At 70.8% G+C, this 14,530-nt stretch carries 18 protein-coding genes; 12 read left to right on the forward strand and 6 right to left on the reverse strand.

The window, feature by feature from the left end:
* The first annotated feature begins 117 nt into the window (after positions 1-117).
* The 8 genes from ACFVYS_RS01635 (at position 118) to ACFVYS_RS01670 (ending at position 5,524) form a co-directional block, all read left to right on the forward strand.
* Positions 118-357 carry a chaplin gene (locus tag ACFVYS_RS01635; RefSeq protein WP_389497776.1) on the forward strand — a complete coding sequence of 80 codons (240 nt, stop codon included), beginning with the start codon at positions 118-120 and terminating at the stop codon, positions 355-357.
* A 285-nt stretch (positions 358-642) separates the two neighbouring features.
* On the forward strand, positions 643-1,527 hold the full coding sequence (locus ACFVYS_RS01640) for a hypothetical protein (RefSeq protein ID WP_389497778.1): 885 nt from the start codon (positions 643-645) through the stop codon (positions 1,525-1,527).
* Between the two features lie 175 nt (positions 1,528-1,702).
* Positions 1,703-1,990: a hypothetical protein gene (locus ACFVYS_RS01645; RefSeq protein ID WP_389497780.1), complete on the forward strand. Its 288-nt coding sequence runs from the start codon at positions 1,703-1,705 to the stop codon at positions 1,988-1,990.
* A 169-nt stretch (positions 1,991-2,159) separates the two neighbouring features.
* On the forward strand, positions 2,160-2,660 hold the full coding sequence (locus tag ACFVYS_RS01650) for a DUF5949 family protein (RefSeq protein ID WP_389497782.1): 501 nt from the start codon (positions 2,160-2,162) through the stop codon (positions 2,658-2,660).
* Positions 2,660-3,256, forward strand: coding sequence for a vitamin K epoxide reductase family protein (locus ACFVYS_RS01655; RefSeq protein ID WP_389497784.1), 597 nt, complete (start codon positions 2,660-2,662; stop codon positions 3,254-3,256). Before ACFVYS_RS01650 ends, ACFVYS_RS01655 begins: the two co-directional genes overlap by 1 nt.
* 154 nt (positions 3,257-3,410) lie before the next feature.
* Positions 3,411-3,932 carry a hypothetical protein gene (locus ACFVYS_RS01660; RefSeq protein WP_389497786.1) on the forward strand — a complete coding sequence of 174 codons (522 nt, stop codon included), beginning with the start codon at positions 3,411-3,413 and terminating at the stop codon, positions 3,930-3,932.
* Positions 3,933-4,191: 259 nt separating this feature from the next.
* A complete protein-coding gene (locus tag ACFVYS_RS01665; RefSeq protein WP_389497787.1) occupies positions 4,192-4,674 on the forward strand; it encodes a tyrosinase family oxidase copper chaperone in 483 nt (160 codons plus the stop codon).
* The gene (locus ACFVYS_RS01670; protein WP_389497789.1) at positions 4,658-5,524 is read left to right on the forward strand and encodes a tyrosinase family protein; all 867 of its coding nucleotides are present in this window, start codon (positions 4,658-4,660) and stop codon (positions 5,522-5,524) included. Before ACFVYS_RS01665 ends, ACFVYS_RS01670 begins: the two co-directional genes overlap by 17 nt.
* A 179-nt stretch (positions 5,525-5,703) precedes the next feature.
* Here the strand turns inward: ACFVYS_RS01670 and ACFVYS_RS01675 are convergent, their stop codons facing one another.
* The 4 genes from ACFVYS_RS01675 to ACFVYS_RS01690 form a co-directional block, all read right to left on the reverse strand.
* Positions 5,704-6,027, reverse strand: coding sequence for a chaplin (locus ACFVYS_RS01675; RefSeq protein WP_389497791.1), 324 nt, complete (start codon positions 6,025-6,027; stop codon positions 5,704-5,706).
* A 140-nt stretch (positions 6,028-6,167) separates the two neighbouring features.
* Entirely contained in the window at positions 6,168-6,446 is a 279-nt protein-coding gene (locus ACFVYS_RS01680) for an acyl carrier protein (protein ID WP_389497793.1), read from the reverse strand.
* Positions 6,443-7,567 (reverse strand): HAD-IIIC family phosphatase, encoded by a 1,125-nt coding sequence (locus tag ACFVYS_RS01685; protein ID WP_389497795.1) that lies wholly within the window; start codon positions 7,565-7,567, stop codon positions 6,443-6,445. Before ACFVYS_RS01685 ends, ACFVYS_RS01680 begins: the two co-directional genes overlap by 4 nt.
* Positions 7,564-9,390 (reverse strand): GNAT family N-acetyltransferase, encoded by a 1,827-nt coding sequence (locus tag ACFVYS_RS01690; RefSeq protein WP_389497797.1) that lies wholly within the window; start codon positions 9,388-9,390, stop codon positions 7,564-7,566. The genes ACFVYS_RS01685 and ACFVYS_RS01690 overlap by 4 nt, the downstream gene beginning before the upstream one ends.
* A gap of 492 nt (positions 9,391-9,882) precedes the next feature.
* On the opposite strand from ACFVYS_RS01690, the gene ACFVYS_RS01695 reads away from it, so the two are divergent.
* Positions 9,883-10,263 (forward strand): S-adenosylmethionine decarboxylase family protein, encoded by a 381-nt coding sequence (locus ACFVYS_RS01695; protein ID WP_020132946.1) that lies wholly within the window; start codon positions 9,883-9,885, stop codon positions 10,261-10,263.
* A gap of 168 nt (positions 10,264-10,431) precedes the next feature.
* Here ACFVYS_RS01695 and ACFVYS_RS01700 read toward each other — a convergent pair whose 3' ends face one another.
* On the reverse strand, positions 10,432-11,148 hold the full coding sequence (locus ACFVYS_RS01700; protein WP_389497799.1) for an alpha/beta fold hydrolase: 717 nt from the start codon (positions 11,146-11,148) through the stop codon (positions 10,432-10,434).
* Between the two features lie 77 nt (positions 11,149-11,225).
* Here ACFVYS_RS01700 and ACFVYS_RS01705 point away from each other — a divergent pair, with 77 nt between their 5' ends.
* Entirely contained in the window at positions 11,226-12,020 is a 795-nt protein-coding gene (locus ACFVYS_RS01705) for a 4'-phosphopantetheinyl transferase family protein (RefSeq protein WP_389497801.1), read from the forward strand.
* Positions 12,021-12,726: 706 nt separating this feature from the next.
* Positions 12,727-13,005 carry a hypothetical protein gene (locus tag ACFVYS_RS01710; RefSeq protein WP_389497803.1) on the forward strand — a complete coding sequence of 93 codons (279 nt, stop codon included), beginning with the start codon at positions 12,727-12,729 and terminating at the stop codon, positions 13,003-13,005.
* 51 nt (positions 13,006-13,056) lie between these two features.
* Here the strand turns inward: ACFVYS_RS01710 and ACFVYS_RS01715 are convergent, their stop codons facing one another.
* Positions 13,057-13,812, reverse strand: coding sequence for a GntR family transcriptional regulator (locus ACFVYS_RS01715; RefSeq protein ID WP_389497804.1), 756 nt, complete (start codon positions 13,810-13,812; stop codon positions 13,057-13,059).
* Between the two features lie 78 nt (positions 13,813-13,890).
* Between ACFVYS_RS01715 and ACFVYS_RS01720 the strand changes: the two genes are divergently transcribed.
* A complete protein-coding gene (locus ACFVYS_RS01720) occupies positions 13,891-14,169 on the forward strand; it encodes a hypothetical protein (RefSeq protein WP_389497806.1) in 279 nt (92 codons plus the stop codon).
* Positions 14,170-14,530 lie beyond the last annotated feature (361 nt).

The raw sequence follows: 14,530 nt of genomic DNA on the forward strand, positions 1-14,530 counted from the left end.
GAGCCCCGGTGACATCACTCGTTTGGCGGCACAACCCCCGCGAGTCCCGCGCGTTGACTTCAGCGCCGGGCATCCCCGCCCGGGTGTTTGTGTCAAAACCCCAAGGAGCACCTCTCCATGTCGCGTATCGCGAAGGGCCTGGTCCTGACCTCCGTTGCCGCCGCGGCCGTCGCCGGCGCCTCCGGCATCGCCGCCGCCGACAGCGGCGCGAACGGCATCGCCGAACACTCCCCGGGCGTGCTGTCGGGCAACGTCGTCCAGGTTCCCGTGCACATCCCGGTCAACGTCTGCGGCAACACGATCAACGTGATCGGCCTGCTGAACCCGGCGTTCGCCAACACCTGCATCAACGACTGACGTCTTCGCTCCTTCTTTTCGAGGTCACGACACGTCATTCGCCGAACGGCCGCCCTCCTGCCAGGAGGGCGGCCGTTCGCGTTGGCGGGGAGCCGCCGACGGCCTTGCCCCGAATGGGGGGACACTGCCCCGACACGCCCGGTGAGCCTTGACAGGCCCTCTCACCAGGGGTGATGCGAGGGAGCTGGGCGAACGGCCGTCACGCAATGCGATCGAGATGTTGCGGAGGGCGACGGGTCTTTGCACGGTGGGGATAAGACCCGACGCAATCGAAAGGATTTCCCCATGCGTGGCCTGCCCGTACGGCGTATTGCTTCCACCGCACTTTGCGCCACCCTCGTCCTCGGCATCGCCGGACCCGCCGCCATGGCGGCCGACGGAGCCGCTGCCCGTGAGCGCACCGCCGCTGCCTCGAATACGCCCGTCGCCGGCACCGACGCGCTGCTCGCCCAGGCCCAGGGCCTCGGTGAGCTCGGCACTGTCATCACCCCGGTAGCCAACCTCCTCAACGCCGTCCTCAAGGCCGACGACGGCCAGCTCACCGCCGACCAGGCGACCGAGCTCGGCGACGCCGTCAAGGCCGCCGTCGCCAAGATCGCGGCGACGACCCCGACCACCCCGGCGACTCCGGCCGCTCCGGCGACTCCGGCCGACCCCGAGGCGGAGCCGGCCGACCCGGCCGCCGAGGTCCCGGCGAAGCCCGAGGTCCCGGCCGACCCGGCCGCCGAGGTCCCGGCCAAGCCGGCCGACCCGGCTGCCGCGGTCCCCGCCAAGCCCGAGGTGCCCGCCGACCCGGCCGTCGTGCTGCCGGCCAAGCCCGAGGTGCCCGCGGACTCGGCTGTCGTACTGCCGGCCAAGCCCGCGGTGCCCGCCGACGCGGCCGCCGCCCTGCCGGCCAAGCCCGTGCTTAGCAAGGGCGGTGACGACGCCAAGGCGAAGGCCGCCGCCGACCCGGTGTCCGACGCCGTCGCCGCGCTGGACAAGGCGGTCGCCGCACTTCTCGCGGCCGCGACGTCCCTCGACGTCAGCCAGGTCGCCCCGGCGGTGACCGGGGTGGTGTCCGGCCTGCTCGACCTGCTCAGCGCGACGCTGGCCGGCGCCGGTCTGACCCTGCCGACCCTGCCCGTCGAGGCACCGGCCGCGGCCGTGCCGGCGCTGCCCACCAGCTGACGGTCGCTCCCTGATTTCCGCACCCCGGCATTTCGTCGGGGTGCGGAAATTTTTTGCGTACACGGTTTCCGCTCCCGGCGGGGCTCGTTAGGCACGACGTCAGAATTTCCCTGGTGACTTGAGTCGCCGATTCGCCACGTGGTCGAGTCGCCGGGTCGCCGAAGAAAGGAATCCGATGAAGTCCCTGAAGGCTGCCGCTGTCGTTGCCGGATCCATGGTCCTCGCCGGTGCCGCCGCGCCCGCGTTCGCGACCCCCGCCGACCTCACGCCCACCAGCCTCAACGGTGCCGTGGACACCCTCGCCAGGGGGCCCATCAACCTGGAGGACGCGATGCCGGTCCAGCACCAGTCGGACGCGCTCGACACCGAGAACAAGGACTCCGTGCTCAGCACCGTCAAGGGCGCGACGGGTGCCCTCAACACCCACAACGCGCTCCTCGGCGGGCTGCCGCTACAGGGCTGAGTCGCCTTTCCCGAAAGGGCCGGGCCCGTCACCGACGGGACCGGCCCTTTGCGCTGTTCGAGGCGGGTCGAGCGGCGCGTCCCTCGTTCGTGTGGAGCAACGGACCGAGGTCATCCGGTCGGGTGAGAACACGCCCGAACGCCCCCCTGTGCGCCGATATGGTCGCGCGGTGACCTCAACCCCGAGCGCAACCCGTCCCTTCCGCGTGGCCGACCTCGGCACCCTCGTCGTGATGCCGTGGAGCGGCGAGGCCCCCGACGGCAGCGACATGCCCTACCTCCTCGCCTACTCCCTCGGTGACACCGAGGAAGGCCCCGAGGGGACCGCCGTCGCCGTCGCGCGGCTGCTCACCGACAACGGCATGCCCGTCGGCGGGGACGTCGTCGACGGCACCGAGCGGCCCAGCCTGCCGTTCACCCTGCTCGTCCAGTCCGGGGCGGCCGTCCTGAGCATGCCGGGCCTCAACGCCCAGTGCCTCCCGCCGCAGGAGTGGCTCGCGGCCGTCGAGCAGCGCGGCTACGCCTACCTCGTCCTCACCACCCGCGCCTGGCCGGAGGCCGTTCCCGGCCGGGCCGTCACCCCCGACCAGCTGGCCGCGTTCGCGGGCGCCCACGAGACCCTGACGGCCGCGGCGCACATCGTCCTGCCCGCTCGCAGTCTGCGCGGCTGATGCGCCGGCCGCACCCGGCGCCGGCGGGCGGCGGCCGTGCGTACGCCCTGCTGCTCGTCCTCACCGGTGCGGCCGGACTGCTGGCCGCCTGGGTCATCACCCTCGACAAGTTCAAGCTGCTGGAGGACCCCGGCTTCACCCCCGGGTGCAGCCTCAACCCGGTCGTCTCCTGCGGCAGCGTCATGACGAGCGACCAGGCCTCGGCGTTCGGGTTCCCCAACCCGATGCTGGGCCTGGTCGCCTACGGGATCGTCGTGTGCGTCGGCGTGAGCCTGCTGGCCGGTGCCGCCTTCCCGCGCTGGTACTGGCTGACCTTCACCGGCGGCTGTCTCTTCGGCGTCGGGTTCGTGTCCTGGTTGCAGTTCGAGTCCCTGTACCGGATCAACGCGCTGTGTCTGTGGTGCTGTCTGGCCTGGGTCGCCACGATCCTCATGTTCTGGTACACCGTCGCGTTCGACGTACGCCACGCGTTCCTGCCTGCCCCGGCCGGGGTGCGGAACTTCCTTGCCGAATTCACCTGGGTACCGCCGCTGCTGCACATCGGGGTGATCGGCATGCTGATCCTCACCCGATGGTGGGATTTCTGGACGAGCTGACCATCAGTTCGTCATACCGATATGACCTTAGCTCCATATGGCATGAGCAGTAATACGGCACTCGGGGGAATTGTGAACTGATGTCGTTTTCCGGCTCGTTACCCGGTACGGATGCAACGCCCCCCGAACCCCTCCGAAAGGGCCCGTACCCGAGATGAAGTCGACCACCCGAGGAACCCTCGCCGCAGTCATCACGTGTGTGGCGGCCGCCGCCGGTGCCGCCGCCTCCGTGACCCCCGCCGCCGCGATCGGCACGGTGCCCGTTCCCGTACCGCTCGACGGCGTGGAGAAGTCCCTCAACGTGGAACTGCCCACGATCGGCGGCGAGATCCCCCTGCCGACGCCCGGCGCGCCCGAGGGGCCGCGTTTCGTCGAGGGCCGGCTCATCCCGGAGCGGGTCGTTCCGCAGCTGCCGGTCGCCGCGGGGCTGCCCGGTCTGGGGCTGCGCGCCCCCCTCCCGGAGGTCCTGGGGAGCGACTTCAACCACCTCGGCCTCGACGCCCCCGCCTCCGACCTGCGCACGCTGAGCCCGGGCCTGACCCTGGACGCCCCGCTGACCGCGCCCAACCCCGACCGCTTCGGCCTGCCGGACCTCCAGCTGCCCCAGGCGGGAGTGCTCACCCCGGTCCTCCAGACGGTGCCCGGCGCGAACCTCGGTGTGAGCGAGGGGCTCTAGCCCCTCCGGCGGGCGAACCGCCACGAACCACGGGCCCGGACACCGTCGTCCGGGCCCGTCGCCGTGCCCGGATCCGCGCCCCCGGCGGACCGTTCGGGCACCGGGCGGTGACCAGGAGGGCCGCCGGACGGTTACTCCCATGGAAACGCTGCGGAAAGCCGCTGCGGAAACGCGCTGCGGAAACCCGCTATTCAGACCCGCTACGGGCCGCCGGACCGGATCACCGAACCGGGCCGGTGCACCGGACGAGGAGCACACCATGGTCGTCAGCGTCGACGGAGTACCCGTGACCGCAATGCCGGTGGGCGCGGGCAGACCCGGCACGGCGCACCGCGCACGGCGACGGGACCTGCTGCGCGGGCTGCTCGGCGCCGCCGCGGCCCTCGCGATCGTCCCCGTCGTCACCGCCTCCCGGCCCTCGCGCCCGGCGGAGGGCGGCTCCACGGACTCCTTCGACGAGACCTACCGGGGCCGGCACATCCAGGGCGTCCTCGCCTCGACGGGGACCGCGGCCGCGGCGGACGTCCGGTGGGACATCACGGTCGACGGCCGCCCCCTGCACCTCATGCGCCGCGCCGACGGCACCTGGCTGAGCATGGTCGACCACTACAGCTCCTACGCCACCCCGCTGGAGGCGGCCCGGGCCGCCGTGGACGGGCTCGGCCCCGGGGAGCGGCTGCGCGCGGCGGATCCAGTACACCGACACCCGCACATGGGGGGACACCATGGCCTACATCCGTAAGGACGTCAGCACACTCACCAGCGCCGAACGACGGCGCTTCGTGAAGGCGCTGCTGGAGATCAAACGGAGGGGCGAGTACGACGAGTTCGTCCGCATGCACATCGACTACTACGTGTCCGACGGCGACGGAGGTCTGCGGACGGCCCACATGGCGCCCTCCTTCCTGCCCTGGCACCGCAGGTTCCTGCTGGACCTCGAGCAGGCACTGCGCCGGGTCGACTCCTCGGTGACGGTGCCCTACTGGGACTGGACGCGCGACCGCACCGCGACCGCCGCGCCCTGGACCAAGGATCTCCTCGGCGGCAACGGACGGCGCTCCGACCACCAGGTGACGACCGGACCGTTCGCCTACGCCACCGGCGACTGGACCATCAAGGAGAACGTGACCGACGGGGAGTTCCTCACCCGGGACCTCGGCCGCGCCGCCGCCCCGATCGGCCTGCCCACCGGGACCGATGTGGACCGGGCGCTCCAGGACCCCGTCTACGACACCGAGCCCTGGGACTCGACGGTCACCCGGGGCTTCCGCAACAAGCTGGAGGGGTGGGGCACCGGCTCGGGCAGCGCCGCCTGGCGCAACCACAACCGGGTGCACCGATGGGTCGGCGGGGTGATGCTCGGCGGCGCGTCGGTCAACGACCCCGTCTTCTGGCTGCACCACGCCTTCGTCGACCTGCTCTGGACCCGCTGGCAGAGGAGGCACCGCGAACACCGCTACCTGCCCGCCGAACCGCCGGGGCCGACCAGCCGTCAGTACCGCCGGGTCGTCGCCCGGAAGGAGAAGCTGCCCCCGTGGGACGTGACCCCGGACCAGCTGGAGGACGCGTCCCGGATCTACCGGTACGCGTGAGCGGGTCGCGGTGAGCCCTTCGTGGTGAGCCCGTCGCGGTGAGCCCGTCGTGGTGAGCCCGTCGTGGTGAGCCGCCCGCGGACAGGGGGAGAGCCCCGGCGCTCGAGGTGCCGGGGCTCTCCTGGTGGTACGTACGCGGGGTACGACCGGGGTGTACGTACAGGACGTACGGACGAAACTCAGCCGCCGTAGCCGCCGCCGTGCTTGTCGTCGTGCTTGTCACCGTGCTTGTCGTGGTGCTTGTCGCCACCCTTGTCGTGGTCGCTGACGTTGGCGCAGGTGTTGCCGAAGGCCGGGTTCAGCAGGCCGATGACGCTGATGCTGTTGCCGCAGACGTTGACCGGGATGTTGACCGGAACCTGGACGACGTTGCCCGACAGGACACCCGGCGAACCCACGGCCGCGCCCTGCGCACCCGCGTCCGCCATGGCCAGGCCGGCTCCGCTGACCACCACGGCGCTGGTGCCGAGGGCAACAGCGGCCACCTTCGCGATGCGAGACATCACGTTCTCCTTAGGGAATCGGTTCGCACGGTGGCAGGGGGCGCCACCGCACTCCCCGTTCAACGCCGACACCGTGAGCGAGTCACGGTGCGTTCGGACGGATCACCCTTTTTGAACAGGACGGTCGTACAGTCGGGTGGCTAGTGCGACTGGAGATGTGTCGCGACGAAGTCGGTCAGGGTGGCGATGGACTGGAGGCTGTCCAGGCTCAGATCCAGTGCGGCCACGTCGACGCCGTAGCGCTTGTCGACCGTGCCCAGCAGGGTCACGCCGGCCAGCGAGGTCAGGCCGATCTCCGGGCCGAACAGATCGGTGTCGGCGGGGAGTCCCGCGACCACCGTCTCGTCCAGGCGGGCCGCCTCGGCGATCAGTGAACGGAGCTCCCGTTCCACCGCGGCCCGCTCTCGGATGTCCGTCACGCTTCGGCGTCCTCTCGGTCGGATACGTGCAGCCACCCGGGTGACCCGGGCAGGTCGCCCTGAAGTGTCCTGCCCAGGACCGCCGAATCCGCGGCGGTGGCAGTGGGGGTGGAGGTGGTGCCGGTGGTGGCGGTGGCGTCCGTGCGGCGCAGGCCCGCCTGGCGGAGCAGGATGCGCATCTCCAGGTTGGCGTCCGTCGGGCGCAGGGTCACCCGGAACTCCTCGGCGCCGGCCCGGCGGGCCCGCTCCATCAGCCGGAACAGGAAGGCCGCCGCCGCGCCCCGGCCGGCCACCCGGCAGGAGAGCGCGAGCAGCGGGACGGACCAGGTGGCGGGGGTCCCGCCGTCGCCGTGGTGCGTGCGGTCGACGAGGGCGGCACCGATGATGCCGTACTCCCCGAAACGGTCCGTCATGCGGGCGGTGTACAGCTCGTGTCCGTCCGAGGAGGCCAGCTCGCGCAGGCGGTCGGGGGTGAGCCCGGAGGAGTTCAGCCGGTGGGTACGGGCGGCGAGCTCCAGCGCGCGCGGGATCTCGTCGGCGGTGGCCGCGCCGACGGTGAGGCGCATGTCGCACCAGCGCAGGAACTCCTCGCGCGAGCCCTCGAAACGTTCGCCCTCGGCCTTGCGGGTCTCCTCCGTGCGGTAGCGGCGCACGCGTTCGCGGGACTCGGCGGTGACCTCCCGGCCCTCGAACGCGGCCAGCAGCGCGGGCACGTCCTCGGGCGCGAGGGTGCGTACGCCCGGCAGGAGGGCCTCGACCTCGGCGCGCTCGTACGGAGAATCGTCGACCAGGACCAGGGCGTCCACCGCGATGCCGAGGTCCTTCGCGATCCTGCGCAGCGACTCGCTCTTGTCCTGCCAGGACACCTGCGGGGCCAGGAAGCGCGCCCGCACCTGCGGCACGGCGTCCAGCCGGTCGAGGACCGAGGGCGCGCTGCGGCTCGCGATGCTGCTGAGCACACCGCGGGCCGCCAGGGCGTCGATCGCGGCGAGCGCCGCGGGGCGGGGCGTGGGCAGGTCGTCGGTGACCGACTCGACGGCGATCTCGTCCCACAGGGTGCCGTCGAGATCCCACACGACGCACTTGACACCGTCGGGATCGAAGCGGTCCGTGCCGCTCATCGGGCGCCGTCCCCCTTCGGCTCGCTCTCCGGCCAGCCCTCCGGGAGGAACAGCTTCATCGACAGGCTGGTGGGGTCGAAGCCGAACTTGCGGTACACCGTGCGCATCGGGACGTTGCCCACGTGCACCCGGCCGACGACCTCGGTGATGCCGCGGGCCAGGCAGAACTCCAGACCGGCGGTGAGGAGGAGCTCGGCGACGTCGCCGCGGTTGTCCACCGGGGACACCGCCAGGGAACGGAAGTTGGCGTAGCGGTCGCCGGTCATCGCGTTCTGGTTGATGCTCACCCAGCACCAGCCCACGGGCTCCTCTCCCGGACCGTCGGCGACGATCATGCCCTCCTTCGACTTCTCCATGGCGCGGCCGAGGCGGGACTCCCACCGCGCGGGGTCGTCGATGGCGTCCTCGCCGAAGGAGACACGGGCGATCTCGGCCTCGAACCTCCCGATGGCCGGCAGATCGCGCTCGTCGGCCTGGCGGGTGACATACGGCCGGGCCCGCTCGGCGAGGGCGGCACGGTCCTGCTCGGCCGGCGGACGCCAGCCGTAGGTGCGTCCGACGGAAGCGGCCGGAGCCGTAGCCGGGGCGGGGGCTGCCTGCTGGACGGGGGCCTGGACCGGGGGCTGGACCTGCGTTTGGACGGGGGCCGGAGGCTGCTCGGCCGGAGTCGTCGGGTCCTCCGCCGGGACCAGGCGGCCGGGGCGGAAGGGGCCCTTGCCGCAGTTCGGGCAGCCCTCCTCGCGCAGGGCGGCGACCGCGGTCCAGCGGGCGCCGGGCCCGACGCGGAGCCGGGCGTCGCACGCCACGCACGTGTACTCGCGCTGCCGGGTCCGCTTGTCGCCCGTGTAGAGGGGACCGCTGAACTCGCCCGCGTGGGAGGGGGCCGTCGAGGTGGTGGTGAGCAGGTGCTGGAAGAAACCGACACCGCCGAGGATGCCGCTGCCCTCGTACTCGTTGAAGTTGCGGACGAAACCGTTGGTGACCAGGCCCAGCCCCATGATCTCCCGCTGCACCTCCAGCATCTCGTCCGGGCTCTTGCCGCCGAACGAGAAGAAGATGCTGTGCGAGGGGCCGGGCCGCAGCCCCTCCACGGCACGGGAGAGGAAGAGGCGGGCGCCTTCGGCGGTGTACGGCGGGTCCGTCATGGCCACGTCGTGCTGTTCGTGGAGCTCGGCGGGCAGCGGCAGGCGCAGGTCGTGCTGAACGGTCTCGATACGGGTGCCGAGGCCGGCCGACACCTTCTGGATGTAGTCGAGGATCTCCGGGGAGATGTCCACGACGGTCACCTGCTCGACGATCGGACCGCCGAGCACGTCGCCCACCACGGCGACGGCGAGGGACACCAGGTCGTCGTCGCCGATCAGCAGCAGGGAGCCGCCGGGCAGCGCGCCCGCCGTGAGCAGCGCGAGCACCCGGCGCACCTTTGTCTCGGCCGTGCAGTGCGACTGGTCGATCGCCATGTCGGCGGCGGGACCCGACTCCATGAGGGCACGCAGCCGCCGTACGGCCTCGTCCAGGACGTCGGGGATCACGAGCTCGCGCCCGTCACAGGTGGTGCAGGTGGCGTCGAGGGTCAGGTCCATGCCGAGCTGGGCGACGAGGTCCAGACCGGCCTCGGTCAGCCGGGACGGACGCTGCGTGGTGACGAATCCCCGCCGGCGCAGTTCGTTCCCCAGGGCGGCCACGATCGGGACGGGCAGCCCGGTCGCGCGGCTGAGGTCCTTCGTGGACGCGGGCGCCAGACGGCGCAGCGCACGCAGGACGGACCGAACTCCGGGCGGGCCCTCCTGGAGCCGGACGGCTTCCGCGACTTCCGTGAGCACGGAATCCGCAGTGGTGCTCCGAGGGTGCCGACGCGCGTTCGTCACAATGCTGCTCCAGGCAAGCTGATTGATGGATTCCGGGACTATCGAGTATACGGGCTGGTACGCAGGCCTCCGGACCCACTCGGACGGTCGGGAATCGACGGGAAAACGATGCGGAATTCAAGCGGAATTCGCGCGGGCGACGGGGAATCCCGTGACGACCTCGCACGTTCCGTACGGAATTCCGTTCGCCACGTCGCCGTGATGTTTACGGGAAGGTTTGGAAAAGGGTTCCCGGAACGGATACGGTGGATTTTCGGGTGAATCCTCCGGACCCCCTCCTCTCCCCTTGGCGCGGTGCACGCGCGAGCCCTGGAGCGCCCCGGATGCTACGCTGGGTACCATCGAGCGCCGCTTACCGGCCTCGCAACCTTCCCCTTTGGCCGCGCGGACCAGCGCAGATCTATGTGAAAGGAGACGGGGGCAGCGGTTCGTCACCCCCGGTTCCCCATGACCAACTCCGCCAACCTCGCCACCGAGGGTATAAACGTCGACGATCTGTGCTCTTATGCAGTCGATGTGTGGGTGAGCGATCACAGCATCCTGACCGATGAGGAGCGCCTCCTCCAGGTGCTGCGCACGGCCGCCGAAAAGGGAAACGCCACGGTTCTCGGCGAGGCGTCGCACGTTTTCCCGAACGGTGCCGTCACCGCGATTCTCCTGCTTTCCGCATCGCACCTGAGCATTCACACCTGGCCCGAATTCAGCCTGGCCAATGTCGACCTGCTCGCCTATGGCCGACTCAATGGTGAGCGGATGATGCAGAGCGTGGAGGTCGGCCTTTCGCCGACGCGCATCAACGTCACGCGCATGCTGCGCGCGGTTCACTGACCTGGTTCGACCCGCCCGACCCCTTCGGCTGGTTCGGCTGGTTCGGCTCGTTCGAGTGCGGCAACCGATCGAACCGATCGAACCGGTCCAACGGATTCGACTGGTCCGACCGTCCGACCGGTCCGACCGGTTCACTGAAATGCTTTCCGACCTGCTCGGCCGCAGGTCTCACAGCCACCCCGACAGTGACTCGACGAAAGCGTCGAACCGGTCCCGGTGGATCGCGTGCGGTGCGTCGGGCACCGTACGCACCTCGAAACCGCGCCGCGCCAGTTCCGCCCGCATCTCCGCGCTGACGAGCAGGCTCGGGTCCGAGGTCTGGACGAGAGAGGGCACCAGAGCCTTCTCCGGCGTGTGGTCGATGTGCCGGTGGGAGGAGAGCGCGAGCGCCGTTCTCTCGTCCCAGCGGTCGAGCGCCTGCCGCTCGGCCGCGGCCCGCTCCTCGAGTCGCTCGTCCGGTTCCCCGTTGCGCGGCGGGCGGGAGAGGGCGGCCAGAGCGCGGGACGAGCGTTTGAAGAGCGTGAAGAGGGCCGGGTCCAGGGACCCGTGGGCCCCGGCGAGTTGCCAGGCCGGTTCCGAGTAGACGGCGCGGGCCGGTTGCAGCTCCGCCACCGCGAGGGCCAGGGCCAGCGCGCCCAGTGAATGGCCCAGCGCCACTTCCGGGGCGTGCGGCAGCGTCTCGAGGAGATCCTCGGCGAAGAGCCGGGGCTCGTACTCCCCGCGCGCGCTGACGCCGTGCCCGCGCAGATCGACGGCGAGGACGCGGTACCCCCGTCCGGTCAGGACCGGGACCAGCTCGTGCCACGTGCGGTGGTCGGACATGATGCCGTGAACGAGGACGGCGACGCGCTCGCCCGTTCCCCACTCCTGTGTGTGCAGTCGCATGCGGCTGCCCCTCGTGTGGTGTGGTGTGAGCAGGAGTGTAGTGGTGTGGGCTGATCATCGAACCAGGACGAGGCGCTGTGACAGGACACCCGGTGCAGGTGTGGTGGGCCCGTCTGGAGGACGCCCGGACGGGTCTGCTGACACTCCTCGATCCCGTGGAACGTGTCCGGTACGAGTCGACCGTCGACCCCGCGGGCAGGGGACGGTTCCTGGTCGGCTGCGCCCTCAGCCGCCTGGTCCTCGGCGAACTGCTCGGGCTGCCCCCGGCGGACGTCCCCCTGCGCCGCGTGTGTCCACGCTGCGGCGGCCCACACGGCAAGGTCCACCTTGCGCCGCCACCACCGGACGGCCCTCCGGGCACCCCTCCTGCCTACGATTTCCCCGTCGCCTTCTCCGTCACCCACAGCGGCGCGTCGGTCGGCGTGGCTGTCTGCCGGGGCGGGGAGGTGGGCCTCGACGTCGAGGAGTGCCGCGGTGACATGGACGTCGACTCCGCCGCCCGCGTCGCCCTGTCCGACGCGGAACTGGCGGCGCTGTACGCTCGCCCGACCCCCGAACGGCAGCCCGCCTTCCTGCGCACCTGGACGCGCAAGGAAGCCGTACTCAAAGCGCTTGGCGTGGGCCTGGGGGTGCCGCTGCGGGAGCTGGAGGTATCCGGTCCCGAACAATCACCGGCCGTCCTCGCCTGGCCCGACCGCCTCGCCACCCGGCCCCACATGAGCATGGCGGACATGGTCGTCGACGGCATGCATCCCGCGACGCTGGCGGTGGCGGTCACCGGGGCGAGGGCGGGGGAGGGGCAAGGGGAGGCCGGCTGGCTGCGGGTCACCGTGCACGACGGCTCGGAGGCATTGGCCGCGTACGACAGCTGACCACCCACCCGGTCAGTCCCGCTCAGTCCCGGCCCGTCCCGGCCTGCGGCGGCCGGATACTTCGGCCGTCTTCTGGAGCCTTGGAGCCTTCTGTTGGAGCCTTCTGTGGCTCGTCGTGGCCCGTTGTGTCCTTCCGCGTCCTCGGCGTGGCCGAGAACCGGCCAGACTTCGCACGCGGAACCGCCGACGCGGAACCCCAGCAAAAAGCCCTCCCGAAGGGAGGGCGGAGACTTGCGCCCCTGGCAGGACTCGAACCTGCGGCCAAGCCCTTAGAAGGCGCTTGAGCTGACCACCGGATGGGCGGGCCTGACCTGGCCCTTTCCGGGCACCGACTCCGGACGTTCGGCGACTTCGACACGCATTCGACCGACGAGGATACGAACGCGCTTCGGCTACGTCCACGCATCTCGGGCGCACTTGGATGTCAGCGGAACAGCTGCGGCACTGGGCAGGCCTCCAACGGCTCCTCCGGCCGGTCGGCCCAGCCCCACCAGGCATGCCGACCGGCACATCTCCACAGCGACCGGCAGGTGCGTCGGCCGTCGTCCTCCCGCCTGGACAGTAGGAGGCCACCGAACTCCATGGGCTGGCTGCAATCGGGGCAGGCCGGGGCGTCGTTGGTCATGTGCTGGACCCTAACGGAGCGGGCAGTCGGCAACTCACAGAGCTGCGGGGCGCTGTCACAGGGCTCGGCTACGGTGCACGCATGACTGACAGGGATCCGCTCGTGCCGGCACTCGCCGGCGTGCTCGTCGATGTCGTGTGGTGGCTGGAGAGCTGCGGGGACGACGAAGTGGATCCCGATTCCGCGGTGAAGATCATGGAGAGCGTCGGCGGGGAACTGCTGCGCCTGCCCAGTGGCCAACGCGAGCGACTCGTGCAGGCGCTCGCGGACTTGGCTGACGCGGAGCAGGGCCCTGCGAGGCGCGAGTTCTTGGAGTCGTTCCCCTCCGCCGTCGGCCTGGTCGAGGGCGAGGAGAGCTGAGGGCGCGGCGGGCTGGTGGGCGTCAGTTGAGCTGTCGCCTGCCTGCGTCGGCTACGGGTTGATCGGGATCTCATAGACGATCTCGCAGCGAGCAGCGGACACGACGATGTCCGCCGTTTCGACGGGCCGCCCCTGGTCGCTGTAGTACGTCCGTCGGATGTGAGTCACGAGCGATGCCTTCTGGACGCCCAGTAGCGATGCCTCCTCGGCGGTCGCCTGTCGAGGCTCCGGCTGCTCCACGGCGTGGCTGACGGTGACGCCGATCGCGGCCATGCGGTTCACGACACCCGCCCCGGCGTGCGGCCCTCCCTCAGGAAGAACCACGAGCGTGCCCGCGGTGAGGTCGTACGGTTCCCAGCTCGTCGAGAGTTGCACAGGCCTGCCGTTGGCAAGGAATTCGTAGGTCGTGCGTACGCACAGGTCACCGTCGGCGATGCCGAGACGCGCGGCGATCTCGGCGGGTGCCGGCACCTTCGCGTCGGTCCGGCTCTCCCAAGACCCCTGTCTGCCGACAGCTTTCATGTCTGAGCTGAACGGGGACCCTTCGGGCTGCTCTCGTGCCGACGAGCGAACGACCCGCACCCGTTGCCTGGGCTCGGCGACGTAGGTGCCGGATCCGGCCTGGCCTTCCAGTACACCCTGGGAGATCAGCAACTCCTGTGCCCGGCGCACCACGTTCTCGCCCACGCCGTACTCCTGGCCGATCTGGGCGCGGGAGGGGAGACGGTCCCCCGGTACCCAGACGTGCTCCGCGATCTGCTGCCGGAGTGCGTCGGCGATGCGGAGATAGGGCGGCTGCTCAGGCATATGGAAAATCTAGTCCACTAGCTCTAATCTAGTTAACTAGCTTCACTGAAAGTGATCGCTGGTGACGGAGGCTGCCCTGTGCCCGCTTCGGGAGTTAGCGCGGCGGCCATCGCCGCACGGCTGTCCGCCATCGGGCTTCTCGCGCGAGTGGAGGAACACCCCCGGCATACGTCGGTCGAAGCGGAGATGCCGGAGTCGCTCTCCGCTGACTTATGGCGGGAGGCCCTGGAAGTAGTGGCCGCGGCTGACCGGTTCGGTCTCGTCGCCACCAGCCTGAGCGGCCGCACCCTTTGGGCGGTCGTACGCAAAGCGGTCCCCGCGACGGGCGACGTCGGGGGACCGGGCTATCAGCGATAGGAGCTGAGCAGCGTGCTCAACCGTATCCGCCGTGCCGTCTCGCTCACCAGCGAGCGGCACTTTCCCAAGGGCAGGCACCGCCGCTCCTTAACGTCCGCCAGGACGTCGCCGGTCTATGCGCCCGCTGCGCCCGCAGAGGGACCGACGGCCGTCCGGTGGCGCGGACCAGACCGGGCGAACCCTGCCGGCTCGCTCACGGGCGAGGACAACGCGCTCGTCCGCCCGTACGTGCTGGCCTGGGAGAAGCGCGAACGGCCGCGGCGTTCGATGGTCGTGGCGCCCCATCTGTCGTCCGAGGCCTGCTCGGTCCTCGGGGGCGTCCACTGATGCCTCCTCGCCGACAGCCTCACATCACAGACGC

The sequence above is a fragment of the Streptomyces sp. NPDC058295 genome, assembly GCF_042880655.1.
GTDB classification, from domain to species: Bacteria; Actinomycetota; Actinomycetes; order Streptomycetales; family Streptomycetaceae; genus Streptomyces; species Streptomyces coriariae.

Coding starts and splice junctions, on each gene's coding strand:
- ACFVYS_RS01715 (WP_389497804.1), bottom strand. CDS start 13,812: ATGCCTGAGCAGCCGCCCTATCTCCGCATCGCCGACGCACTCCGGCAG.
- ACFVYS_RS01670 (WP_389497789.1), top strand. CDS start 4,658: ATGGCCTACATCCGTAAGGACGTCAGCACACTCACCAGCGCCGAACGA.
- ACFVYS_RS01640 (WP_389497778.1), top strand. CDS start 643: ATGCGTGGCCTGCCCGTACGGCGTATTGCTTCCACCGCACTTTGCGCC.
- ACFVYS_RS01645 (WP_389497780.1), top strand. CDS start 1,703: ATGAAGTCCCTGAAGGCTGCCGCTGTCGTTGCCGGATCCATGGTCCTC.
- ACFVYS_RS01700 (WP_389497799.1), bottom strand. CDS start 11,148: ATGCGACTGCACACACAGGAGTGGGGAACGGGCGAGCGCGTCGCCGTC.
- ACFVYS_RS01685 (WP_389497795.1), bottom strand. CDS start 7,567: ATGAGCGGCACGGACCGCTTCGATCCCGACGGTGTCAAGTGCGTCGTG.
- ACFVYS_RS01655 (WP_389497784.1), top strand. CDS start 2,660: ATGCGCCGGCCGCACCCGGCGCCGGCGGGCGGCGGCCGTGCGTACGCC.
- ACFVYS_RS01635 (WP_389497776.1), top strand. CDS start 118: ATGTCGCGTATCGCGAAGGGCCTGGTCCTGACCTCCGTTGCCGCCGCG.
- ACFVYS_RS01710 (WP_389497803.1), top strand. CDS start 12,727: ATGACTGACAGGGATCCGCTCGTGCCGGCACTCGCCGGCGTGCTCGTC.
- ACFVYS_RS01660 (WP_389497786.1), top strand. CDS start 3,411: ATGAAGTCGACCACCCGAGGAACCCTCGCCGCAGTCATCACGTGTGTG.
- ACFVYS_RS01675 (WP_389497791.1), bottom strand. CDS start 6,027: ATGTCTCGCATCGCGAAGGTGGCCGCTGTTGCCCTCGGCACCAGCGCC.
- ACFVYS_RS01695 (WP_020132946.1), top strand. CDS start 9,883: ATGACCAACTCCGCCAACCTCGCCACCGAGGGTATAAACGTCGACGAT.
- ACFVYS_RS01665 (WP_389497787.1), top strand. CDS start 4,192: ATGGTCGTCAGCGTCGACGGAGTACCCGTGACCGCAATGCCGGTGGGC.